This window comes from Streptacidiphilus jiangxiensis (assembly GCF_900109465.1).
In the GTDB taxonomy this organism is placed as follows: domain Bacteria; phylum Actinomycetota; class Actinomycetes; order Streptomycetales; family Streptomycetaceae; genus Streptacidiphilus; species Streptacidiphilus jiangxiensis.
In genome coordinates this window covers 410,892-433,370 of the sequence record NZ_FOAZ01000004.1, presented here as the reverse complement: position 1 = coordinate 433,370, position 22,479 = coordinate 410,892, and the positions used below count along the sequence as shown (strand labels likewise).

Genomic DNA, 22,479 nt, shown 5'->3' with positions numbered 1-22,479 from the left:
ACCCACGCGCTGACGGCCCGCACGTCCCCCGCACGCCTGCTCCACCCGGACCTTCCCCCACACACCCCGTGGGACGGGCCCGGAGCACAGACGCCAGGAGAACCCTGCCATGGCGGACCTGACCCCGGTCGGCACCCGACTGACCGAGGCCCTGCTTCCTCTCGAACTCGCCCCGCGCGACCGCCTCCGCCTTCGTTCGCTGAGCCGCTGGAACGCGTTGCGTGGCGTCCGCGTCGGCCTGACCGTCGCCGTGCTGCTGCTCCTGCTGATCGGCGCGAACCTGGCGACGCCCCTCTACCCCGCGCTGCAGGCCCGTCTCGGCCTCACCCCGGTGGACACGACCGTCCTGTTCACGGTCTACGTCTTCGCGCTCGTCCCCGTGCTCGCCGCCGTCGGCCACTGGTCCGACCAGCTCGGCCGCCGCGCCCTGGTGCTGCCCGCCGTCGCCCTCGCGGCCGCCGGCGACGCGGTCTTCGCCTCCGCCGGGAGCCTCGGCGAGTTGGCGCTCGGCCGCGGCATCCAGGGTGTCGCCGTCGGCCTCGCCACCGGCGCGGCGGGCGCGGCCCTCGCCGACCTGCTGCCCGACCGCCCCTCCGTCGCCGCGAAGCTGACCCTCGCCGCGTCCGCCGGCGGCGTCGCACTCGGCCCGCTGCTGGGCGCCACGCTGGCCCGCGGCGCGGACCCGGTGGTCACCCCGTTCCTGCTGCACGCGATCGCGCTGCTGGCCCTGTGTGTGCCGCTGGCCCTGCTGCACCCCCGTTCCCCGGGCAGCGAGGCGACCGCGTCGGCCGCGCGGGTCGCGGCCACCCGCACCAGCCTGCGCCCGCGCTCGCTGAGCCTGCCCCGGCGGGGCCGTGGCGTCTTCCTGCTCGCGGCGGCGACGGGCTTCGTCTCCTACGCGGTCTTCGGCGTGTACCTGAGCCTCGCCCCCAGCTACGCCGCGTCCCTGCTGCACACGCGGGCTCCGCTGGCGGGTGCGGGCGTCGCCGCGCTGCTGCTCGGCGCGTCCGCGTCCGCGCAGCTGCTCGCACGTCCGACGCGCTCGCGGGTGGTCCCCGCGCTCGGCATGACCGGCCTGGCGGCCGGCCTCGGCCTGGTGGTCCTGGCCGGATACGCGCACGTCCCGGCGCTGCTCTTCGTCGGCAGCGTGCTCGCGGGCGCGTCCCAGGGGCTGGCCTTCCGGGCGCTGTTCACCCAGGCGTCGGCGGCGCTGGAGCCCGGCCAGCGGGCGTCGCAGCTGAGCACGTTGTGGGTGGTGGTCTACCTCGGCAGCTCGCTCCCGATCGTCGGCGTGGGCTTCCTGGCCCGCGCGTACGGCATCCTCCCGGCGTTCGCGACGTTCGCCGCGGTCGCCGCGACGGCCTGCCTGGCCCTGGCCGCAGGCGCTCTGCGCGCCCGAGACTGACCGGGACCGAACGGGGTGACCGGGGTGGAGCAGCACGGACGGAGTAGGACAGGCGCTGTCCTACTCCGCTCCTAGCGTGGTGGGCACAGCGACGACACCACACCAGGGAGTCCCTCGTGCCCGCCACCGTGTCCACCACGTTCCTCACCGGCACCCTGCCCGCCGTCCAGCCGTTCGACCTGCGGGCCTCGGTCCGCTTCCTGCGTGGCTTCGGCGCCTGCAAGGGCGACCAGGTGCTGACCGACACCGGCATCACCAAGGCGCTCTCCCTCGACGGCCGCGCCGTCGTCTTCCAGCTCACCCCGGTGCCGGAGGGCGTCCGCTACGAACTGAGCTCGCACTCCCCGCCGGCCGCCGACGCAGAGCTGCGTGTGCGGACCGCCCTCGACGCCTACCTGAGCCTCTCCGACGACCTGCGCCCGTTCTACGCCCTGGCCCAGGCGGACCACCCGGCCTACGCCTCGCTCGTCCGGCGCCTGCACGGCCTGCACCACGTCCGGTTCCTCACGCTCGCGGAGATCGCGGTCTGGGCCCTGGTCTCCCAGCGCACGAGCCGGTCGGACGCGCTGGGCGCGAAGCGCGCGATCACCGCCCTCGGCCCCACGCTGACGCTGAACGGCACGCGGTTCCAGGCGTTCCCCGAGACCGACCTGCTCGCCGACCTCACGCATGCGGACTGGCTCGATCTGGTCGGACACGAACGCAAGGCCCTGTATCTCGGCCATCTGCTGCGCGGTCTCGCCGGCATGGGCGAGACGTACCTGCGCACCGCTCCCTACGCGGAGGCCTACGCCGCACTCCGCTCGGTCAAGGGCGTCGGCGACTGGACCGCGAGCGCCATCCTGCTGCGCGGCCTCGGCCGGATGAACCACGTGCCGCTGGAGATGCGCCAGTTCGCCGTGCCTGCGGCCGCGGTCTACGGCGGACCCGTCGACCCTGCGGCCTTGCGTCGGCACTACGGCGAGCACCTGGGCTACTGGTCCTACTACCTGCGGGTGGGAGCGTCCTGAGCCCGGCCGTCAGGGCGGCGGGAGCTCGCCCCGCCCGCCGGGGCGGTCCTCGCCGCGTCGGACCACGTCGCCGCGCATGACCCACGGGCGGTCGTGGCGCCAGGCCAGGCCCGCGCGGCGCTCGGCCGCCATGCGGGCCCGGATGACGAGCAGGTCCACCGCCGCGATCACCGCGAGCACGGCGCACACGGCGGCAAAGCCGATCCAGGTGTTCCTGGCGGCGCTGTCGGTGGGCTTCGCGGCGGCCGCCATCAGGGAGAAGAGCACCGCGCCCGCTGCGTAGACCGGCCCGAAGATGCCCGCGAGCAGCCGCCGCGCCGGCAGGTCACTGAGCGCGGTGCTGGGCTCCGAGCCGTCACGTTCCGGCCGCCGGGGGCGCAGGTGCGCGGGCCGGCCGAGGGCGAAGTGCATGGCCGCCTCCTGCTTGGGCTCCTACCCAACACCGTGCGTCAGTACCGCTCCGCGGGGCGACGGTCCTGGGGGCGGCGCGGCGGGATGGGCGTGACCGCGAAGTCGCGCGGGCCGCTCCACAGCGCCGGGACGGCGTCGGTCCAGCGGGCCAGCTCGTAGACGATGCCCTCGTAGTTGATCCGCCAGCCGCGGAAGTGCACCCACGCCTCCTCGACCGACCGCTCCTTGGCGAACCCGCTCGCGCAGACCATCGCGCAGGCCGCGTCGAACTCGGCGAAGGTGAGCCGGATCGGCGCGGTGGGCTCCGGGTCGGGGTCGAAGGGGACCCGCATGGTCCGGGCGATGTCGCGCAGCGAGCTGAAGCCGGCGCGCAGCACCAGCCGGGCCTCCGGCGGCGCGGACTTGGGCGCGATGGCGAGTTGCATGGCCGCGGCGTCCATCACGGCGAGCAGCGCGACGACCCAGCTGCGCTGCGGCCGCGGCGAGCGGAAGGAGAGCAGCAGCGGGTAGTTGGAGTGGCTCTCGCCGATGTCCGCGGCCAGCCGCTCCCAGTCCTTGTAGAGGGTGGGCAGCGCGGTCTGGGTGTCCACCAGCCACTGTCGCGCCAGCAGCTCCGGCCCCCAGGCGGGCTCACCGGCGCGGGACTCCAGCAGCGTCACCTCCGTCTCACGGCGGTTGTAGGCGCTGTAGAGGGTGGGCAGGTAGGCGATCTGCAGGGCGATCACCAGCGGACCGGTGGCGGCGGCGACGAAGTCCAGACCGGAGAGCTTCAGCCGGTCACCACTGGCGAAGCCGAGCGTGAACAGGCTGGAGCCCGCCTCCCGGACGGCGGTGCTGAAGCTGAAGTCGGAGAGGCCGTAGAGCAGCAGCGAGTAGGCGACGAGCATGCCGCCGAGCCAGGCGGTGAGCATGCCCAGCAGCACCAGCGGGGCCAGCCACGCCTGCGCGCGGTCCATGGCCCGGAACGTGCCGAGCGGGGCCGCGCTCCAGCGCAGGACCGTCCGCAGCGACTTCGTCAGCCGGAACACCAGAGCCGAGTAGAGGCCCCGCGGCACCACGAGCGTACGCAGCACGCTGCCGACAACGGTGATCAGCAGCAGCGCTCCGCACAGAACCGCAAGAAACCTCATGAGTCACATTGTGTTGCAAACGTCAGCGGCGCGGGGCATGGCCCCGCGCCGCTGAGACGCTACTACCGAGTACGACCGGGAGCTTCGATCAGACGTTGAAGCCCAGGGCGCGCAGCTGGTCGCGGCCGTCGTCGGTGATCTTGTCCGGGCCCCACGGCGGCATCCAGACCCAGTTGATCCGCAGGTCCTTGACCAGGCCGTCGGTGGCCGTGCGGGCCTGGTCCTCGATGACGTCCGTCAGCGGGCAGGCCGCCGAGGTCAGCGTCATGTCGACGGTGGCGACGTCGCCCTCGTCGATGTGGACGGCGTAGATCAGGCCCAGGTTGACGACGTCGATCCCGAGCTCGGGGTCGACGACGTCCATCAGGGCCTCCATCAGGTCGTCGACCGCGACCGAGCCCTTGCTGACGCTCTCGAACGCGGGACCCTCCGAGGCCTCAGGGGTCTCGGCGGTCTCCGCAGTGGTCTCGCTCATGCGCTCTCCTTGACGGGCGCTCCGGCCAGGGCCTGCGCCGTGGCGTCCTTCCAGGCCATCCAGCTCAGCAGGGCGCACTTGACGCGCGCCGGGTACTTCGAGACGCCGGCGAACGCGATCGCGTCCTCCAGCACCTCCTCGTCGCCCTCCTGCTGGCCCTTGGACTGCATCAGCTCCAGGAAGGCCTCCTGGATCTTCTGGGCGTCGCCCAGCTCCTTGCCGACCAGCAGCTCGTTCAGCACCGAGGCGCTGGCCTGGCTGATCGAACAGCCCTGGCCCTCGTAGGAGACGTCCTTCAGCACGGTCCCGTCGAGCTTGACCCGCAGGGTGATCTCGTCACCGCAGGTCGGGTTGACGTGGTGCACCTCGGCGTCGCCGTCGCGCAGGCCACGGCCGTGCGGGTTCTTGTAGTGGTCCAGGATGATGTCCTGGTACATCGAGTCGAGCTTCACAGCGCCGCTGTCCCTCTCTTCTCAGCCGAAGAAGGCGCGGACGTGGTGCAGCCCGTCGATCAGGGCGTCCACCTCCGCCTCGGTGGAGTACAGATAGAACGACGCCCGCGTGGTCGCCGGAATTCCGTAGCGCAGGCAGACCGGGCGCGCACAGTGGTGGCCGACGCGCACGGCGATGCCCTGCTCGTCCAGCACCTGGCCCACGTCGTGCGGGTGGATGTCGCCCAGGGTGAAGGAGATCGCCGCGCCACGGTCCTGGGCCGTCGTCGGGCCGATGATCCGCAGGTCCGGCACCTCCTGGAGGCGGCCGAGCGCGTACTCGGTGATCGCGTGCTCGTGGGCCGCGATCGCGTCCATGCCGACGCCGTTCAGGTACTCGATGGCCGCGCCCAGACCGACCGCCTGCGCGATCGGCGGGGTACCCGCCTCGAACTTGTGCGGCGCGGGGGCGTAGGTCGAGGACTGCATGGAGACGGTCTCGATCATCTCGCCACCGCCCAGGAACGGAGGAAGGTCCTCGAGCAGCTCCTGACGGCCCCACAGGACGCCGATGCCCGTGGGGGCCAGCATCTTGTGGCCGGTGAAGGCGACGAAGTCGGCCTCCAGCGCCTGCACGTCCAACACCGCGTGCGGGGCGGCCTGCGAGGCGTCGATGACGACCAGCGCGCCCACGTCCTGGGCGCGGCGGACGATCGCCTCGACCGGGTTGACGGTGCCCAGGATGTTGGAGACCAGGACGAACGAGACGACCTTGGTCTTCTCGGTGATGATCTCGTCGATGTGCGACAGGTCGAGCCGGCCGTCGTCGGTCAGACCGAACCACTTCAGCTTCGCGCCGGTGCGCTGCGCCAGCAGCTGCCACGGGACGATGTTGGAGTGGTGCTCCATCTCCGTGATGACGATCTCGGAGTCGGCGTCGACCTTGTACGGCTCCTCGGCCCAGCCGAGCATGTTCGCGACGAGGTTCAGCGACTCACTCGCGTTCTTGGTGAACACGACCTCGTCGCGGCTCGGCGCGTTGATGAAGGACGCGACGGCGTCACGCGCGCCCTCGTACAGCGCCGTGGCCTCCTCCGCGAGCGTGTGCACGCCGCGGTGGACGTTCGCGTTGTGCAGCTCGTAGTAGGCCGTCAGCGCGTCGAGGACCTGCTTGGGCTTCTGCGAGGTGGCCGCGTTGTCCAGGTAGATCAGCGGCTTGCCGTTGGGCAGGATCCGCGACAGGACCGGGAAGTCCTTGCGGATCGCGTCCACGTCCAGCGTGCGAGAGGTATGGATCACTCGGCTGCACCGCCCTTCACGTACTGCTCGTAGCCGTTCTCCTCCAGCTGGTCGGCCAGCTCGGGGCCGCCGGACGCGACGATCTTGCCGCCGGCGAAGACGTGGACGAAGTCCGGCTTGATGTAGCGCAGGATGCGCGTGTAGTGGGTGATCAGCAGGGTGCCGACCTCGCCGGTCTCGCGGACGCGGTTCACGCCCTCGGAGACGACGCGCAGCGCGTCGACGTCGAGGCCGGAGTCGGTCTCGTCGAGGATCGCGATCTTCGGCTTGAGGAGCTCCATCTGCAGGATCTCGTGGCGCTTCTTCTCGCCGCCGGAGAAGCCCTCGTTGACGTTGCGCTCGGCGAACGCCGGGTCCATCTGGAGGTCGGCCATGGCCTCCTTGACCTCCTTGACCCAGGTGCGGAGCTTGGGGGCCTCGCCGCGGATCGCGGTGGCGGAGGTGCGCAGGAAGTTGGAGACCGAGACGCCGGGGACCTCGACCGGGTACTGCATGGCCAGGAAGACGCCGGCGCGGGCGCGCTCGTCCACGGACATGGCCAGCACGTCCTCGCCGTCCAGCAGCACCGTGCCGGAGGTGATGGTGTACTTCGGGTGGCCGGCCAGCGAGTAGGCCAGGGTGGACTTGCCGGAGCCGTTCGGGCCCATGATCGCGTGGGTCTCGCCCTGCTTCACGACCAGGTCGACGCCCTTGAGGATCTCGCGCGGGCCGTTCTCGGCTTCGACGGAGACGTGCAGGTCGCGGATTTCAAGCGTTGCCATGGACTCAGGACTCCTGGGTGACGGAGACGAGCACATCGTCCCCTTCGATCTTTACGGGGTAGACAGGGACGGGCCGCGTGGCAGGGAGGCCCGAGGGCTTGCCGGTGCGCAGGTCGAAGCGCGAGCCGTGGAGCCAGCACTCGATCATGCAGTCCTCCACCTCGCCCTCGGACAGCGACACGTTGGCGTGCGAGCAGATGTCGTTGATGGCGAAGATCTCGCCCTCGGCGGCGACGATCGAGACGGCGACGCCGTCGACCTCGACCCGCTTCGGGGTGTCCTCCTCCAGCTCGCTCAGCGCGGCGACGCGCACAAAGCCGTTACTGCTCATCCGACGGACGCCTCCAGCTCGGCGTCGATCTTCTCGATCAGGCGCTCCTGGAGCTCCGGCAGGCCGATCTGCTGGACCAGCTCGGCGAAGAAGCCGCGAACCACCAGGCGACGCGCCTCGTCGGCCGGGATGCCGCGCGACTGCAGGTAGAAGAGCTGCTCGTCGTCGAAGCGACCGGTGGCGGAGGCGTGGCCGGCACCGACGATCTCGCCGGTCTCGATCTCCAGGTTCGGCACCGAGTCGACCCGCGCACCGTCGGTCAGCAGCAGGTTGCGGTTGAGCTCGTAGGTGTCGGTGCCCTCGGCCTCGGCGCGGATCAGCACGTCGCCGATCCAGACCGCGTGCGCGTCCTGACCCTGCAGCGCGCCCTTGTAGGCGACGTTGGAGCGGCAGTGCGGCGTGTCGTGGTCGACGAAGAGGCGGTGCTCCAGGTGCTGGCCGGCGTCGGCGAAGTAGAGGCCGTAGAGCTCGGCCTCGCCGCCGGTGCCGCCGTAGATCACGCGCGGGTGCAGGCGCACCACGTCGCCGCCGAGGGTGACGATCACGGACTTGAAGCTCGCGTCGCGGCCGACCAGCGCGGTGTGCTGGGCGGCGTGGACGGCGGTGTCCTCCCAGTCCTGGACCGAGACGACGGTCAGCTTGGCGCCGTCGCCGATCAGGTACTCGACGTTGGCGGCGAGCACGGCGTCACCGGTGTGCTCGATCACGACCACGGCCTCGGCGAACGCGCCGACCTCGATCACCTGGTGGCCGTAGGCGACGCCGCCCTGGCCGTGAATGGTGATCCGGATCGGCTCGGTCAGCTGGGCGTCCTTGGGGACGGAGACCAGACCGGCCTTGCCGAAGCTGGAGAACGCCTGCGCCGCGACGCGGTCGACCGGCTTGCCGGCGGCGCCCACCCGGGCGTCGTCGCGCTCGACGGCGGTGACGAGGACGCCCTCGGGGGCGGTCACGTCGACCTTGATCGCGCCGGAGGTCGCCTCGGCGGTGCCGTCGTGCAGGCCCTTGAGACGGTGCAGCGGCGTGAAGCGCCAGTTCTCCTCGCGGCCGTGCGGGACCGGGAAGTCCGCGACGTCGTAGGAGGCGAGGGCCTCGCTGCGGGCGTCCGCCGGCTGGGAGAACTCGCCGGGCACACCGGCGACCTTGATCGAGCCGGAGGTGGTGGCTCCCCCGGGGGTGGTGGTGACGTCAGCCATGGCTGTCGTGCTACTCGCTTTCTGGAAAGGACTAAGGGCAGATCGGAGACGCCAGGCTGTTACCCGACAGCCCCCTCCATCTGCAGCTCGATCAGCCGGTTGAGCTCCAGCGCGTACTCCATCGGCAGCTCCTTGGCGATCGGCTCCACGAAGCCGCGGACGATCATCGCCATCGCCTCGAACTCCGTCAGGCCGCGGCTCATCAGGTAGAAGAGCTGGTCCTCGGAGACCTTGGAGACCGTCGCCTCGTGACCCATGGAGACGTCGTCCTCGCGGACGTCGACGTACGGGTAGGTGTCGGAGCGGGAGATCGTGTCCACCAGCAGGGCGTCACAGAGCACGTTGGACTTGGCGCCCTTGGAGCCCTCGCCGATCTCGATCAGGCCGCGGTAGGAGGTGCGGCCGCCGCCTCGCGCCACCGACTTGGAGACGATGTTGGAGGAGGTGTTGGGCGCCATGTGCACCATCTTGGCGCCGGCGTCCTGGTGCTGGCCCTCGCCCGCGAACGCGATGGAGAGCGTCTCGCCCTTGGCGTGCTCGCCCATCAGGTACACGGCCGGGTACTTCATGGTGACCTTGGAACCGATGTTGCCGTCGATCCACTCCATGGTCGCGCCCTCGTACGCCACGGCGCGCTTGGTGACCAGGTTGTAGACGTTGTTCGACCAGTTCTGGATCGTCGTGTAGCGGCAGCGGCCGCCCTTCTTGACGATGATCTCGACGACGGCGCTGTGCAGCGAGTCCGAGGAGTAGATCGGGGCGGTGCAGCCCTCGACGTAGTGGACGTAGGCGTCCTCGTCGACGATGATCAGCGTCCGCTCGAACTGGCCCATGTTCTCGGTGTTGATCCGGAAGTAGGCCTGCAGCGGGATCTCGACGTGCACGCCCTTCGGCACGTAGATGAACGATCCGCCGGACCACACGGCCGTGTTCAGCGAGGCGAACTTGTTGTCGCCGACCGGGATGACGGTGCCGAAGTACTCCTGGAAGAGCTCCGGGTGCTGCTTCAGCGCGGTGTCGGTGTCGAGGAAGATGACGCCCTGCTCCTCCAGGTCCTCACGGATCTGGTGGTAGACGACCTCCGACTCGTACTGCGCGGCGACACCGGCGACCAGGCGCTGCTTCTCCGCCTCCGGGATGCCGAGCTTGTCGTAGGTGTTCTTGATGTCCTCGGGCAGGTCCTCCCAGGACTCCGCCTGCTTCTCCGTGGAGCGCACGAAGTACTTGATGTTGTCGAAGTCGATGCCGGAGAGGTCCGAGCCCCAGGTCGGCATGGGCTTCTTGCCGAAGAGCTTCAGGCCCTTGAGGCGGAGCTTCAGCATCCACTCGGGCTCGTTCTTCTTCGCCGAGATGTCCCGGACGACGTCCTCGTTCAGACCGCGCTTGGCAGCCGCGCCGGCCGCGTCGGAGTCGGCCCAGCCGTACTCGTACTTGCCGAGGCCCTCGAGCTCCGGGTGAGCGGTGGTGGTCATGCGGGGTTCCTCCCGGATGCGGCGGTCGAATCGGTCGTGCTGGTGGTCTCTGGTGTGTGTCTCTCGTGCTGCGGCGGCGGGGCCGCCCGCGGCACGAAGGTGGTGCAGACCCCGTCGCCGTGGGCGATCGTGGCCAGCCGTTGCACGTGGGTGCCCAGCAGCTGCGAGAAGAGTTCCGTCTCGGCCTCGCAGAACTGCGGGAACTGCTCGGCGATGTGCGCCACCGGGCAGTGGTGCTGGCAGAGCTGCTCGCCGAGCGGGGCGCTGCGCACCGTGGCAGCGTAACCGTCCGCGCTGAGCGCGCCCGCCAGGGCCTGCGCCTTGGCCTCGGTGTCCGAGCAGTCGCCGAGCTGATGCGCGTACCGCTGTCCGTCGCGCGCGAGCCGCGCCCGGGCGAAGGCCACGAGCGCCTCCTTGCCCTGCTCACCGCCGCCGACGGCCTCCACGAGGAAGCCGAGCGCGTCCGCGGCGAGCTGGTCGTAGGCCTGGTAGAAGGTGCTGCGGCCGGAGTCGGTCAGCAGGAACACCCGGGCGGGGCGGCCGCGGCCGCGGTGGCCGTAGACCTTCTGTTCCCGCGAGGTGACGTAGCCGGCGGCGGTCAGCGCGTCGAGGTGCCGACGCACGGCGGCCTGGGTCAGGCCGAGGCGCACGGCGAGGTCGGCCGCGCTGGAGGGGCCGTGGTCGAGGATGGACCTGGCCACACGCTCGCGCGAAGAGCCCGCGGGGGCGGTCGTGTCGACCGCCTCGCGTCCCTCAGCCTGCTCGCGCACGTTTTTCACAACACCATTGTTGCGTAATTCCGTCCGGACGAACAAGCGCCGCAGGTCGCAGCGGAAAGTGCGGTCCATCACTAAGGGTTACCTAATCTGTGGCCTGCGGCGGGGTGGTTCGTAGACTCGACCGCATGCATGACCACGCCCCCGCCGTCGAGATTCGGGGCCTCATCAAGCGGTACGGCGCCAAGACCGCCGTCGACGGCCTGGACCTCACGGTTCGGCGCGGATCGCTCACCGCGGTCCTGGGACCGAACGGTGCGGGAAAGACCACCACCATCGAGACCTGCGAGGGCTACCGTCGCCCCGACGCCGGCACCGTCCGGGTCCTCGGGTTCGATCCGGTGACCCAGGGCGCGGAGCTGAAGCCGCGCATCGGCGTGATGCTCCAATCGGGTGGCGTCTACCCCGGCGCCCGCGCGATGGAGATGCTGCGGCACACCGCCCGGCTGCACGCGAACCCCCTCGACGTCGACGAGCTGGCCGAGCGCCTCGGCCTCGGCTCCTGCGGCAGGACCGTCTACCGCCGCCTCTCCGGGGGCCAGCAACAGCGGCTCGCGCTCGCGATGGCCGTCGTGGGGCGGCCGGAGCTGGTCTTCCTCGACGAGCCGACCGCCGGGCTCGACCCGCAGGCGCGGCGTGCGACCTGGGACCTGGTCCGGGACCTGAAGCGCGACGGCGTGAGCATCGTGCTCACCACGCACCACATGGACGAGGCCGAGCAGCTCGCCGACGACGTCGCCATCGTGGACCGCGGCAAGGTCATCACCCAGGGCAGCCCGGAGCAGCTGTGCCGCGGCGGAGCCGCGAACACGCTGCGCTTCCAGGGCCGCAGCGGCCTGGACCTCGGCGCGCTGCTCAAGGCCCTGCCGGACGGCTCCTCCGCCGCGGAGTTGACGCCGGGCAGCTACCTCGTCGAGGGGCCGGTCGACCCGCAGCTGCTCGCCACGGTCACCAGCTGGTGCGCTCAGGCCGGTGTGCTCCCGGAGAAGCTCTCGGTCGAGCGCCGCACCCTCGAAGACGTCTTCCTCGAACTCACCGGACGGGACCTGCGCTCGTGACCACGACGACGACCTACACCCCCGCCCCGGGCGCGGCCCCGCTCGGCCGCATGCTGCGCGCGCAGACCGCGCTGGAGACCAGGCTGCTGCTGCGCAACGGCGAGCAGCTGCTGCTGACGATCGTCATCCCCAGCGTCCTGCTGCTCCTCTTCAGCGCGGTGGACATCGTGTCCACCACCGGTCCCGGCAAGCGCGTCGACTTCCTGGCGCCCGGCCTGTTGGCGCTGGCCGTCATGTCCACCGCGTTCACCGGCCAGGCCATCGCGACGGGCTTCGAGCGCCGCTACGGCGTGCTCAAGCGCCTCGGGGCGAGCCCCCTGCCCCGCTGGGCCCTGATGACCGCGAAGACCGGCAGCGTGCTGGTGACCGAGGTGCTGCAGGTCGTGCTGCTGACGGCGATCGCCTTCGCGCTGGGCTGGCACCCGCACGGCAACCCGCTCGCAGTGGCGCTGCTCATCGTCGCCGGCACCGCCGCCTTCTCCGGCCTCGGCCTGCTGATGGCCGGCACGCTCAAGGCGGAGGCGACCCTCGCCGCGGCCAACCTGGTCTTCATCCTGCTGCTGCTCGCCGGCGGCGTGATCGTGCCGCTGTCGAAGTTCCCCGGCGCGGTCCGCCCGGTCCTGGAGGCGCTGCCGATCAGCGCGCTCTCCGACGGTCTGCGCACCGTCCTCCAGCAGGGCGCGACCATGCCCTGGGGCGACCTCGGCATCCTCGCCGCCTGGGCCGTCGTCGGCCTCGCCGCGGCGGCGCGCTTCTTCCGCTGGGAGTAGCCGGACCTGCGTTGACTGCTCATGGGGTCACCTGAAAAACTGCCCGCGCCCGGCGTGCGGCAGGAGGTTCGACCCGGTGACTGATTCCCTTCCATCGGGTAGACACGCCTGGTTCCGGCCGTTCCGCGGCAATCCGCGCCGACGCACCCTGGTGCTGCTGCTGGGCACCGGGGTCGCCGTCCTCGGCGTGAACTTCGCGATCGAGAACCACGGCGACGCCAGCACCAGGGCCAAGGGCCCGCAGATACCGACGTTCTACGTCAGCGCCACCGGCGACGACAACGCGTCCGGCACCACGCCCGGCACCGCGTGGCGCACCCTGACCCGCGTCGACCAGCACGTCTTCAAGCCCAGTGAGCGGCTGCTGCTGCACGGCGGGGACCGGTTCACCGGCCATCTCACGCTCAAGGCCGGGGAGGCCGGCCAGGCGGCGAAGCCCGTGCAGGTCGGCTCCTACGGGAGCGGTCGCGCCACGATCGTCGGCACGGACACACCTGGGCTGTCGGTGTTCGACACCGCGGGCGTGGAGATCAGCGACCTGGTGCTGACCGGACCCGGCGTCGGCAGGAGCCTGGACGCGGGCATCGACGTGTTCACGGACCTCACCACCGGTGCCCGGCTGGCGCACGTCTCCGTCGCCCGCGTGGACGTCTCCGGCTTCCGCGACGGGATCGCGGTGAGCGCCGCGAACGGCGCCGTCGGCTTCAGCGATGTCGCGATCAGTGACAGCACCCTGCACGGCAACCGCGACAACGGCCTGGTCAGTTACGGCGGCCCGCTGGACCCGGCCGCCCCTCGCTACGCGGTGCAGAACCTCCGGGTCACCGGGGTGCAGGCGTACGCGAACCTCGGCAACCCACGCAACAGGACCAGCAACTCCGGCAGCGGCATCGCCGTCGGCAGCGCCGACGGCGCGCTGGTCCAGGGCTGCGTCGCGTTCGGGAACGGGACGCACGGCGTGGCCGCCAACGGGCCGGTCGGGATCTGGGCGTACGACGCGACCAAGGTCGTCATGCAGCACAACGTCTCGCACGACAACCACACCGGCGGCAGCGCCGACGGCGGCGGCTTCGACCTGGACCGCAACACCACCGACTCCGTCATCCAGGCCAACCTGTCCTTCGACAACGACGGCCCGGGTTTCATGGACTTCTCCGCGGTCAAGGCCCAGCCGTCGGCGCGCAACACCATCCGCTTCAACGTCAGCCGCGACGACTCGCGCAAGTTCCCCGGCTACGGCTCCGTCGACCTGTCCGGCTGGCTGGACTCCATCGACGTCCACCACAACACCGTGGTCCAGACGAAGGCGAACTCCAAGGCGCCGCTGCTCAAGTTCGGGCTGCACATCACGAACTCGACGGTGCGGGACAACCTGCTCTCGCCGCGCGGCGGCGCGGTCGTCGACTCGCACCAGGCCTACACGACGGCGCAGCTTCTGCTCCAGGGCAACGAGTACGACACACCCGCGGCGGCCTGGCGGGTCGTCTGGGGAACCTCGGACTACGGCACGCTGACCGCCTGGCGCGCGGTGAGCCACCAGGAGGTCGCGCAGGGCAAGGGAACGGCGACGATCGCCCCGGCCAGGCTGCGGTGGACGCGTGCGGCCTCGTGGGACCCGACGCGCACCCCGGCGCCCGAACTGCCCGTCGGCTCCGCGTTGCTGAAGGCCGGGCTGGATCTGAGGGCGCTCTTCGGCGACGACCCGGGCGCGACGGACTACTTCGGCGCGCCGCTGACCGTCGCGACGGCTGTCGGAGCGACTCAGCCCGCGCCGTAGCGCGGGCCGAGCGGAGCGGAAGCGAGCGGGGTCAGCCCGCCGGGGCCGGGGCGGGCTTGCCGAGCAGGCGGACCGTCCAGCCGGCGGCGGCCCAGCGGCCTGCGTCGAGGGCGTTGCGGCCGTCCAGCAGGAGCGGCGTGCGCACCGAGGCGGCGACCTCTGCCGGGTCCAGCTCCTGGTACTGCTGCCAGGCCGTCAGGTGCAGCAGCAGGTCGGCGCCCGTGCAGGCGTCCTCCAGTGACTCGACGCACTCCAGGCCCGGGTGGGCGGACTTGGTGTTGGCCAACCCCTCCGGGTCGTGCACGCGCACCTCCGCGCCCTCGGCCAGCAGTAGCTCGGCGACGTGCAGCGACGGCGAGTCGCGGATGTCGTCGCTGTCCGGCTTGAAGGTGGCGCCCAGCACGGTCACGCGGCGACCGGCGAGCTCACCGCCGAGCAGCTCGCGGGCCGCGTCGACGGTCCGCGCGCGCTGACGCAGGTTCACCGTGTCGACGTGCTCCAGGAAGTCCAACGCGGACCCCACGCCGAGCTCCTGGGCGCGCGCGTGGAAGGCCCGGATGTCCTTGGGCAGGCAGCCGCCGCCGAACCCGACGCCGGCGTCGAGGAAGCGGCGGCCGATGCGGACGTCGTGGCCGATCGCGTCGGCGAGCGTGGTGACGTTCGCGCCGGTGGCGTCGCAGATCTCCGCCATCGCGTTGATAAAGGAGATCTTGGTGGCCAGGAAGGAGTTGGCCGCGGTCTTGACCAACTCCGAGGTGGCCAGGTCGGTGCTGATCCACGGCGTGCCCAGCGCCAGCACCGGGGCGTAGACCCGACGCAGCACCTCCTCGGCGTGCTCGCCGGTGACGCCGACGACGAGGCGGTCCGGCCGCAGGGTGTCCTCGACGGCGAAGCCCTCGCGCAGGAACTCGGGGTTCCAGGCGAGCTCGGCGGCCGCGCCGACGGGGGCGAGCTCGGCGACCTTCGCGGCCAGCGCCGCCGCCGTGCCGACCGGCACGGTCGACTTGCCGACGACCAGACAGGGCCGGTGCAGGTGCGGGGCGAGCGCCTCCACGGCGGCGTGCAGGTGGCGGAGGTCGGCGGCGTTCGAGCCGGGCTGCTGCGGGGTTCCCACGCACAGGAAGTGCACCTCGCCGAAGGTGGCGGCCTCGGCCGCGTCCGTGGTGAACGAGAGCCGGCCACTGGCCAACCCCTCCGCGAGCAGCTCGGGCAGGCCCGGCTCGAAGAACGGCGCCCGGCCCGCCGCCAGCGCGTCGATCTTGGCGGCGTCCTGGTCGACGCCCAGCACCTCGTGCCCTGCCTTGGCCATGCAGACCGCGTGCACCGCGCCCAGGTAACCCGTCCCGATGACGGTGATGCGCATGGTGTTCTCCTCAGCCGGCTGTTCGCGTACGTGATAGGGGGTCAGGGGGCTGCGTCGTAGCCCATGGGGTTCGCCTGCTGGAAACGCCAGGCGTCGGCGCACATGTCGTCGAGGGTGCGGGTGGTGCGCCATCCCCAGGCGGCGGCGACCGCGCTCGGGTCGGCCACCAGGCGGGTCACGTCGCCCTCGCGGCGGCCCACGATCTCGTGCGGGACCGGTCGGCCGCAGGCCCGGCCGACGGCCGCGACCAGCTCCAGCACCGAGGTGCCGACTCCCGTGCCGAGGTTGAGCACCTGCAGACCGGTGCGGGCCGCGGCGCCCGCGCTGTCCGGGCGAACACCGAGCTGCTCCAGCGCCACCCGGTGCCCGTCGGCCACGTCCACCACGTGGATGTAGTCGCGCACGGCGGTGCCGTCCTCGGTCGGGTAGTCGCCGCCGAAGACGCTCAGCTGCTCCCGGCGACCCACGGCCACCTGCATGGCGAAGGGCATCACGTTGTTGGGGACCCCGCGCGGGTCCTCCCCGAGCAGCCCGCCCGGGTGCGCGCCGACGGGGTTGAAGTAGCGCAACGCCAGCGCGGACAGCTCCGGCCAAGCCCGGCAGGTGTCGGCGAGGACCTGCTCGCACATCCACTTGGACCGGGCGTAGGGGTTGGTCGGACGGGCGGGCTCGTGCTCGTCCAGCGGCACCGGACGCGCGTCGCCGTAAATGGAACAGGAGGAGGAGAAGACCAGCCGCTCGACGCCGTGCTCGCGCATGACGCGCAGCAGCGAGACCGTCGCGCCGACGTTGACCTCGTAGTAGTCGAGCGGGATCTGGACCGACTCGCCGACGGCCTTCTTCGCCGCGAAGTGCACGACCGCGTCGATCCGGTGGGTGCGGAACACCTCGGCCAGCGCTTCCACGTCGCGCATGTCGAGGATGTGCACCGCGTGCAGCGCACGGCCGGCGGTCTTCTCGATCCGCAGCAGCGCCTCGGGCGAGCTGTTGGAGTGGTCGTCGACGACGACCACCCGGTAGCCGTGCTCCAGCAGCTCCACACAGGTGTGGCTGCCGATGAACCCGGCCCCGCCGGTCACCAGCACGGTGGGCACGGATGCGGAAAGCGTGGACATCAGTGGGCCTTTCGGAACGACTAGGGCAGGTGCAGGTGCACGTCGAGCACAGCCGCGAGGTGGGGCACGTAGTGCGCCATCGCGAAGCCGAGCGGGACCAGCGTCGCCAGGCCGAGGGCGAGTGGCAGCCGCGCGGTGCGCAGGGCCTTGCTCCAGCGCGCCCCGGCGGCCCGCGCGGCCTCACGGATGTGCAGTAGCGGCACCAGGATGCTGACCACGCTGTAGGAGGTCGCGCCGAAGATGCACAGCAGCACGTAGCCGAGGACGTGGCCGCGGTACTCGCCGTACAGCGCGACCGAGGAGAGGAACAGGGTGAACGTCAGGTAGGGCGCGAGCAGCTTGGCCGGCAACTCCGGCATGCCGCCGAAGCCCTTGGGGGTGACCTTGAAGGTGATCTGCCGGGGCCGGATCACGCTCATCGCCCCGGCCACCACGCCGCGCACCACGTAGGGCCAACCGGTCAGCGTGAACAGCCAGTTCTCCCAGCTGAGCACGGGCGCCGCGGCCGGCCGCAGCAGGCCGCGCTTCCGCAGCAGCCGGACCAGCAGCAGCAGCCAGACCGAGACCGACGCCATGTGCCACACGAAGGACAGGTAGTCGATGTGCACCCACTGGATGCCGGCCAGCACCGCGACGGGTGCCAGCAGCAGTCCGGACGTCAGCACCGCGCCGTTGAGCGGGTAGTAGACCAGCGAGAAGCCGAAGCGCACCTTCAGTGGGCCGCGCATGCGCGGCAGGTGCCGCGGTAGCAGGCCGAACAGCACCGTGGTGAGGCTGCGCGACCACTGGAACTCCTGGGTCAGCGCGTCCGCGAAGGTCAGCGGGCCGTCGCCGTGGGCCTCCGCGTCGATGGCGAAGGCGCCCTGCCAGCCGGCGGAGTTGAGCAGGAAGGTGGTGGAGAAGTCCTCGGCCAGCTCCGGGCCGATCCCGCCGATCTCGCGCAGCGCCTCGGTGCGCACGGCGTAGTGGGACCCGATGCACATCGGTGCCAGGCCGCCGTTGTGGCCGAGCTGCACCGGGCCGTGCCAGACCGCCTCACGGTAGAGGCGGCCGCGCGCGGCCCAGGAGTCCTCGGCGTTGGCGTCGCACATGCTGGGGGCCGCGACGTAGCCGACCGCAGGGTCGGCGAAGGGACGCACCATCGCGGCGAGGTAGCCGGGCTCGGGCACGTGGTCGCAGTCGAGCTGGGCCACCACGTCGTAGTACTGGTAGCCGTAGTTGTCGTAGAAGTAGGCGAGGTTGCCCTCCTTGCAGCGGGTGCGCCGCGGCCAGGAGGTCCGGTGGTACGCCTCGACACCCTTGCGGGTGCAGACGCCCACGTAGTTGTCCCGGCACCACACGAGCACCTCGTCGGTGGGGTCCTCGTCGCAGAGCCACACGTGGTAGGCGTGCGGGTACTCCTGCGCCAGCATGCACTCGAGTGTGCGCCGGGCGGTCTCCCACGGTTCCGAGGGGGCCTTGGTCACCACGAAGGCGACCCGGAGCTCCGGCACCGCCACCTTCGGGTCGGGCTTGCGCAGCCACGCCACCGACAGCAGGAAGTACAGCGGGATCGCGGTGACGTAGAGCAGCACGGCACTGTTGAGCATCATGCCGGTGAAGCTGCTGCGGTTCTGCGGCTGGAGCCACCACAACCAGAAGTAGATGAAGCAGACCATCCAGCCGACGGAGAACAGCGCGATCCGGATGCGGTCGCCGCGCCGCAGCGCGGGCGTCATCAGGTCGGCGCTGAGTGCGCGCAGCTCCAGCCTGTCCCCGAAGGTGGGACCGCTGGGCCGGATCTCCCGCACGTTGCCACCGGACAGCTCGCGGATGGCGTCACCGAGCTGCTCCTCCTCGGAGGGCGGCTGCGGTCGGTCGTCGTGTTGTCGAGAGGGCGACGAGATCACCACGTTCGGCCCCGCCTCAGCCGGCCAACGCGGGGACAGCGCGAAGGTCATCACCGACGCGGGACTCTTCGTCGAGCTGACCGCCGCGCAGGTCGGCGGCGGCCGAGGCGACCTCCTCGGGGCGGGAGGCGAACCACGCCGCGGTGCTGCGCAGGCCGTCCTCGATCTCGACCTGCGGGGACCAGCCCAGGAGGGCCTGCGCCCGACCGATGTCGGGACGCCGGCGGGTCGGGTCGTCCTGGGGCAGCTCGTGGTGCTCCGTCACCACCGGGCAGCCGGTGATCTCGCCGACCAGCGTGGCCAGCTCGGCGATGGTTCGCTCGGCGGGGTTGCCGCAGTTGATCGGACCGGCCTGGTCGCTCTCCATCATCGCCACCAGGGCCGTGACCAGGTCGTCGACGTAGCAGAAGCTGCGCGTCTGACTGCCGTCGCCGTAGATGGTGAGCGGCTCGCCGCTGAGCGCCTGCACCAGGAAGCTGGAGACGACGCGACCGTCGTCGGCACGCATGCGCGGACCGTAGGTGTTGAAGATGCGGACGATGCCGGTGTCGACGCCCAGAGTGCGGCGGTAGGCGGAGGTGACCGCCTCGGCGTAGCGCTTGGCCTCGTCGTAGACGCTGCGCGGGCCGATCGGGTTGACGTTGCCCCAGTAGTCCTCGCGCTGCGGGTGGACCACCGGGTCGCCGTAGACCTCACTCGTGGAGGCGAGCACGAACCGGGCCCCGTGACGGTGGGCCAGGCGCAGCGCGTTCTCGGTACCGCGGCTGCCGACCGCGAGGGTCTCCAGGGGCCGGCGCCGGTAGTCGGGCGGGGAGGCCGGGCTGGCCAGGTGCATCACCGCGTCGACCGGGCCGGCGACGTCCAGGCCCTCGATGATGTCCTGGTCGAGGAAGGTGAAGCGCTCGGAGCCCAGCAGGCCGGCGATGTTGTCCGGGCGGCCGGACGAGAGGTCGTCGACACAGACCACCTCGTCGCCGCGCGCGATCAGCCGGTCGCACAGGTGCGATCCGATGAACCCGGCACCACCGGTCACCACTATGCGCATCTTCATCGCTCCCCGCGCCTCGCTGTGGTGATGAAACGTAAGGATGGTGTGAACAAAGTGTCAATGTGTGTAAGGGCTACTGTGTGACCAATGTCCGGATCACCCGGAATATTCATTTGCATTTGTTATATGACGCCACCTCAGAGGAAACTGAGAGTTTCTCGACAGCTCTGTAACAGCTGCGGTCACTTCCGACCCCCGCGTCACACAGCTACCCGAGAGTTCACTAGGATTCCGCCCACATCGAGAGTCATCCGGAGCATTGCCACCAGACGCCGCAACTCCGGTTCCAGGTCTTTGGCATGTTCTGCACAAGGGGAGAGGCACGTCCATGCTCGGAATATCGTCGCGGGGAGGGGCCGTCCGCATCGCGGCGGGTCTCGTGTCGGCGGGAGCGATCGCGCTCGGCACGCTGGCAGTAGGCGGCACGGCGCACGCGGACCAGAACGGCAGCGCCACGGCCACGCTCGGCGACTTCATCCACGCCGGCGCGATCGACGTCGACGGCCACCAGGCCTACGGCGGCACCGTGGCCCTGCAGGACGGCGGACAGCAGCTCGCGGTCTACTGCATCGACCTGCACCACGACACGCACAACGGGGTGCAGTACCAGGAGACCGGCTGGGCGCAGTCGACGCTCTCCCAGAACCCGAACCGCGGCAAGATCCAGTGGATCCTGCAGCACTCCTACCCCGTGGTCTCCCCCTCGGTGCTGGCCGGCGACATCAACGTCGCGAGCCTGTCCGCGGACCAGGCCGCCGCCGCGACCCAGGCCGCGATCTGGTTCTACTCCGACAACGCGAACGCGGTGCCCGAGGACCAGAACGCCAACGCTCTGGCCTCCTGGCTGGAGAAGAACGCGCAGGACAGCGCCGAGCCGGCCCCCTCCCTCGCCCTCTCCCCCGCCTCCGTGGCCGGCCGCGGCGGCAAGCTCGGCCCGGTCACCGTGACCACCAGCGGCTCGTCGGTGGACCTCTCGCTCTCCGCCCCCGCGGGCGTCACCCTGGTCGACGGCACCGGCAAGCCGGTCACCACGGCCGTCAACGGCGAGAAGCTCTACGTCGACGTGCCCCAGGGCACCGCCGCCGGCTCCGCCGAGGTCGACGCCACGACCACCACCGCACTGCCGGTCGGCCGGGCCTTCAAGGCCGTGGACGGCTCCAGCCAGACCATGATCCTCGCGGGCACCGCGCCCGTCTCGGTCAAGGCCGTCGCGCAGGCGCAGTGGGCCCCGCAGGGCCCCGTGCCGGCCGCGAACGCCAAGGAGGACTGCAAGCAGGGCGGCGTCGACGTCACCCTGACCAACGGCGGCGACCAGCCGTGGACGGCCTCGGTCGGCTCCCTCAAGGTGACGGTGGCGCCGGGCGCCACCAAGACCGTGCTGGTCAAGGAGAAGGAGGGCCAGAAGTACACGATCACCGTGACCGGCCCGAACTTCAGCAAGACCTTCACCGGCGCGCTGACGTGCAAGCCCACCGGCGGCAGCCACCTGCCGACCACCAAGCCCACCCCCTCCCCCTCGGCCTCGCACCCGCCGCTGGCCGAGACCGGCGCCAGCAGCGCGACCCCGGTCATCGCCGGTGTCGGCGCGGGCTTCGTGCTGGTCGGTGGCGCGGCGGTGTTCCTGCTCCGCAAGCGCCGGGGCCGTCACACCGCCTGACGCCCTGACTGACATGTGACGCGTGCCACGGCAGTCCTCGAACGCTTCGAGCGACCTGCCGTGGCACGCGTCACCCCGGGCAAAGATCGCGAATCGGGGCACCTACGATGGACGTCGTGCGTACCCCCTTCTCCTACCTCGCCGAGCGGGTGACCGTGCCGGACCAGTGGGTCCGCCGCGCGGCGCTGGCCACGCTGGTGTGCAGCGTGCTGATCATCGTGACGGGCGGCGCGGTCCGCCTCACGGGCTCCGGCCTCGGCTGCCCGACGTGGCCCACCTGCACCTCGACGACCCTCGCGCCCACCGGCGCGATGGGCGTCCACGGGATCATCGAGTTCAGCAACCGGATGCTGACCGACGTCATCTGCATCGTCGTCGGCATCGCCATCCTGGCCTCGCGCTGCGCCAAGCCGTGGCGCAAGGAGGTCACCCGGCTCGGGTGGTACCAGTTCTGGATCATCGTCGGCGACGCGGTCGTCGGCGGGATCACGGTGCTGACGCACCTGAACCCCTACGTGGTCTCCTGCCACTTCCTGCTGTCGATGCTGCAGATCCTCGCCTCGCTGGCGATGTGGCAGCGCACCCGGGAGGGCGACGGCGAGCCGGTCCGCACCGTCGGCCGCCCGATCATCCACCTCTCCCGCGTCACCGTCGCCATGACGGCCCTGCTGATCGCCGCCGGCACCCTGGTGACCGGCTCGGGCCCGCACCCGGGCGACAGCAGCGACGTGAAGCGCATGCCGTTCAACTGGGACAAGATCACCCAGTTCCACGCCGACTTCGCGATGATCTCCGTCGGCCTGGCCGTCGCCCTGATCTTCGTCCTGATGGCCGTGGACGCACCCACGGCCCCCCGGCGCCTGGCCAAGGAGTTCCTGGTCGTGCTGCTGGCGCAGGGCGTGCTGGGCTTCGTCCAGTACTTCACGCACGTCCCTGAGCTGCTGGTGGGCATCCACATGCTCGGCGCCGCGCTGTGCTGGGTCGCCGTGCTGCGCCTGCACCTCTCGCTGCGGGTGCGGCCCCAGGTCGGCGAGCTCAGCCGACCGACCGACATCGAGGCGCTGGTCGCGACGGCCTGACGCACACAGACGAAGGAGCCCCCGGC

21 protein-coding genes are annotated in these 22,479 nt (G+C 71.1%); 7 read left to right on the top strand and 14 right to left on the bottom strand.

Translation table 11 applies throughout. The features are described from left to right. Positions 1-109 precede the first annotated feature (109 nt). Together BMY61_RS10845 and BMY61_RS10840 are read left to right on the top strand one after the other, a co-directional pair. Entirely contained in the window at positions 110-1,405 is a 1,296-nt protein-coding gene (locus BMY61_RS10845; RefSeq protein WP_082014626.1) for an MFS transporter, read from the top strand. Positions 1,406-1,521: 116 nt separating this feature from the next. After that, on the top strand, positions 1,522-2,415 hold the full coding sequence (locus BMY61_RS10840; RefSeq protein ID WP_042441496.1) for a DNA-3-methyladenine glycosylase family protein: 894 nt from the start codon (positions 1,522-1,524) through the stop codon (positions 2,413-2,415). A 9-nt stretch (positions 2,416-2,424) separates the two neighbouring features. Here BMY61_RS10840 and BMY61_RS46045 read toward each other — a convergent pair whose 3' ends face one another. From BMY61_RS46045 to BMY61_RS10790, 10 genes are all read right to left on the bottom strand, one after another. Continuing rightward, positions 2,425-2,826, bottom strand: a complete 402-nt coding sequence (locus tag BMY61_RS46045; RefSeq protein ID WP_063773136.1) for a hypothetical protein — start codon at positions 2,824-2,826, stop codon at positions 2,425-2,427. A 38-nt stretch (positions 2,827-2,864) separates the two neighbouring features. Continuing rightward, the gene (locus tag BMY61_RS10830; RefSeq protein WP_042441499.1) at positions 2,865-3,956 is read right to left on the bottom strand and encodes a hypothetical protein; all 1,092 of its coding nucleotides are present in this window, start codon (positions 3,954-3,956) and stop codon (positions 2,865-2,867) included. A gap of 88 nt (positions 3,957-4,044) precedes the next feature. Continuing rightward, the gene (locus BMY61_RS10825; RefSeq protein ID WP_042441929.1) at positions 4,045-4,332 is read right to left on the bottom strand and encodes a metal-sulfur cluster assembly factor; all 288 of its coding nucleotides are present in this window, start codon (positions 4,330-4,332) and stop codon (positions 4,045-4,047) included. A 95-nt stretch (positions 4,333-4,427) separates the two neighbouring features. After that, complete coding sequence (gene sufU / locus BMY61_RS10820; RefSeq protein WP_042441500.1) at positions 4,428-4,883, bottom strand: Fe-S cluster assembly sulfur transfer protein SufU; 456 nt, start codon at positions 4,881-4,883, stop codon at positions 4,428-4,430. Positions 4,884-4,904: 21 nt separating this feature from the next. Next, entirely contained in the window at positions 4,905-6,161 is a 1,257-nt protein-coding gene (locus BMY61_RS10815; RefSeq protein WP_042441503.1) for a cysteine desulfurase, read from the bottom strand. Further along, the gene (sufC, locus tag BMY61_RS10810) at positions 6,158-6,922 is read right to left on the bottom strand and encodes a Fe-S cluster assembly ATPase SufC (protein ID WP_042441505.1); all 765 of its coding nucleotides are present in this window, start codon (positions 6,920-6,922) and stop codon (positions 6,158-6,160) included. Before sufC ends, BMY61_RS10815 begins: the two co-directional genes overlap by 4 nt. Before the next feature lie 4 nt (positions 6,923-6,926). Continuing rightward, complete coding sequence (locus BMY61_RS10805) at positions 6,927-7,253, bottom strand: non-heme iron oxygenase ferredoxin subunit (protein WP_042441507.1); 327 nt, start codon at positions 7,251-7,253, stop codon at positions 6,927-6,929. After that, the gene (sufD, locus tag BMY61_RS10800; protein ID WP_042441509.1) at positions 7,250-8,449 is read right to left on the bottom strand and encodes a Fe-S cluster assembly protein SufD; all 1,200 of its coding nucleotides are present in this window, start codon (positions 8,447-8,449) and stop codon (positions 7,250-7,252) included. The genes BMY61_RS10805 and sufD overlap by 4 nt, the downstream gene beginning before the upstream one ends. A 59-nt stretch (positions 8,450-8,508) precedes the next feature. Next, entirely contained in the window at positions 8,509-9,921 is a 1,413-nt protein-coding gene (sufB, locus tag BMY61_RS10795) for a Fe-S cluster assembly protein SufB (protein ID WP_042441510.1), read from the bottom strand. Then, positions 9,918-10,700, bottom strand: coding sequence for a helix-turn-helix transcriptional regulator (locus BMY61_RS10790; protein ID WP_236655792.1), 783 nt, complete (start codon positions 10,698-10,700; stop codon positions 9,918-9,920). Before BMY61_RS10790 ends, sufB begins: the two co-directional genes overlap by 4 nt. A gap of 125 nt (positions 10,701-10,825) precedes the next feature. Here BMY61_RS10790 and BMY61_RS10785 point away from each other — a divergent pair, with 125 nt between their 5' ends. The 3 genes from BMY61_RS10785 (at position 10,826) to BMY61_RS10775 (ending at position 14,302) form a co-directional block, all read left to right on the top strand. Continuing rightward, a complete protein-coding gene (locus BMY61_RS10785; RefSeq protein WP_042441514.1) occupies positions 10,826-11,755 on the top strand; it encodes an ABC transporter ATP-binding protein in 930 nt (309 codons plus the stop codon). Positions 11,756-11,805: 50 nt separating this feature from the next. Beyond that, positions 11,806-12,525: an ABC transporter permease gene (locus tag BMY61_RS10780; protein ID WP_082014666.1), complete on the top strand. Its 720-nt coding sequence runs from the start codon at positions 11,806-11,808 to the stop codon at positions 12,523-12,525. A gap of 76 nt (positions 12,526-12,601) precedes the next feature. Further along, complete coding sequence (locus tag BMY61_RS10775; protein WP_082014629.1) at positions 12,602-14,302, top strand: right-handed parallel beta-helix repeat-containing protein; 1,701 nt, start codon at positions 12,602-12,604, stop codon at positions 14,300-14,302. Positions 14,303-14,333: 31 nt separating this feature from the next. Here BMY61_RS10775 and BMY61_RS10770 read toward each other — a convergent pair whose 3' ends face one another. Genes BMY61_RS10770 through BMY61_RS10755 form a run of 4 tightly spaced genes read right to left on the bottom strand, consistent with a single transcriptional unit; the run spans position 14,334 to position 19,714 of the window. After that, a complete protein-coding gene (locus BMY61_RS10770) occupies positions 14,334-15,665 on the bottom strand; it encodes a UDP-glucose dehydrogenase family protein (RefSeq protein WP_042441518.1) in 1,332 nt (443 codons plus the stop codon). Positions 15,666-15,706: 41 nt separating this feature from the next. After that, positions 15,707-16,780: a UDP-glucose 4-epimerase GalE gene (gene galE / locus BMY61_RS10765; RefSeq protein ID WP_174514449.1), complete on the bottom strand. Its 1,074-nt coding sequence runs from the start codon at positions 16,778-16,780 to the stop codon at positions 15,707-15,709. Between the two features lie 20 nt (positions 16,781-16,800). Next, a complete protein-coding gene (locus tag BMY61_RS10760; protein WP_042441932.1) occupies positions 16,801-18,672 on the bottom strand; it encodes a glycosyltransferase family 2 protein in 1,872 nt (623 codons plus the stop codon). A gap of 13 nt (positions 18,673-18,685) precedes the next feature. Beyond that, on the bottom strand, positions 18,686-19,714 hold the full coding sequence (locus BMY61_RS10755) for a UDP-glucuronic acid decarboxylase family protein (RefSeq protein WP_075003853.1): 1,029 nt from the start codon (positions 19,712-19,714) through the stop codon (positions 18,686-18,688). Between the two features lie 331 nt (positions 19,715-20,045). Here BMY61_RS10755 and BMY61_RS10750 point away from each other — a divergent pair, with 331 nt between their 5' ends. Both BMY61_RS10750 and BMY61_RS10745 read left to right on the top strand, forming a co-directional pair. Further along, positions 20,046-21,374 (top strand): thioester domain-containing protein, encoded by a 1,329-nt coding sequence (locus BMY61_RS10750; protein WP_042441521.1) that lies wholly within the window; start codon positions 20,046-20,048, stop codon positions 21,372-21,374. Positions 21,375-21,481: 107 nt separating this feature from the next. Continuing rightward, positions 21,482-22,453: a COX15/CtaA family protein gene (locus BMY61_RS10745; protein ID WP_042441523.1), complete on the top strand. Its 972-nt coding sequence runs from the start codon at positions 21,482-21,484 to the stop codon at positions 22,451-22,453. Positions 22,454-22,479 lie beyond the last annotated feature (26 nt).

What these genes read in the sequence shown, in the direction of transcription:
- BMY61_RS10845 (WP_082014626.1), top strand. Translation starts at nt 110, where the DNA reads ATGGCGGACCTGACCCCGGTCGGCACCCGACTGACCGAGGCCCTGCTT.
- BMY61_RS10750 (WP_042441521.1), top strand. Translation starts at nt 20,046, where the DNA reads ATGCTCGGAATATCGTCGCGGGGAGGGGCCGTCCGCATCGCGGCGGGT.
- sufD (WP_042441509.1), bottom strand. Translation starts at nt 8,449, where the DNA reads ATGGCTGACGTCACCACCACCCCCGGGGGAGCCACCACCTCCGGCTCG.
- BMY61_RS10785 (WP_042441514.1), top strand. Translation starts at nt 10,826, where the DNA reads ATGCATGACCACGCCCCCGCCGTCGAGATTCGGGGCCTCATCAAGCGG.
- galE (WP_174514449.1), bottom strand. Translation starts at nt 16,780, where the DNA reads ATGTCCACGCTTTCCGCATCCGTGCCCACCGTGCTGGTGACCGGCGGG.
- BMY61_RS46045 (WP_063773136.1), bottom strand. Translation starts at nt 2,826, where the DNA reads ATGCACTTCGCCCTCGGCCGGCCCGCGCACCTGCGCCCCCGGCGGCCG.
- sufC (WP_042441505.1), bottom strand. Translation starts at nt 6,922, where the DNA reads ATGGCAACGCTTGAAATCCGCGACCTGCACGTCTCCGTCGAAGCCGAG.
- BMY61_RS10805 (WP_042441507.1), bottom strand. Translation starts at nt 7,253, where the DNA reads ATGAGCAGTAACGGCTTTGTGCGCGTCGCCGCGCTGAGCGAGCTGGAG.
- BMY61_RS10745 (WP_042441523.1), top strand. Translation starts at nt 21,482, where the DNA reads ATGGACGTCGTGCGTACCCCCTTCTCCTACCTCGCCGAGCGGGTGACC.
- sufB (WP_042441510.1), bottom strand. Translation starts at nt 9,921, where the DNA reads ATGACCACCACCGCTCACCCGGAGCTCGAGGGCCTCGGCAAGTACGAG.
- BMY61_RS10830 (WP_042441499.1), bottom strand. Translation starts at nt 3,956, where the DNA reads ATGAGGTTTCTTGCGGTTCTGTGCGGAGCGCTGCTGCTGATCACCGTT.
- BMY61_RS10770 (WP_042441518.1), bottom strand. Translation starts at nt 15,665, where the DNA reads ATGCGCATCACCGTCATCGGGACGGGTTACCTGGGCGCGGTGCACGCG.
- BMY61_RS10755 (WP_075003853.1), bottom strand. Translation starts at nt 19,714, where the DNA reads ATGCGCATAGTGGTGACCGGTGGTGCCGGGTTCATCGGATCGCACCTG.
- BMY61_RS10825 (WP_042441929.1), bottom strand. Translation starts at nt 4,332, where the DNA reads ATGGAGGCCCTGATGGACGTCGTCGACCCCGAGCTCGGGATCGACGTC.
- BMY61_RS10780 (WP_082014666.1), top strand. Translation starts at nt 11,806, where the DNA reads ATGCTGCGCGCGCAGACCGCGCTGGAGACCAGGCTGCTGCTGCGCAAC.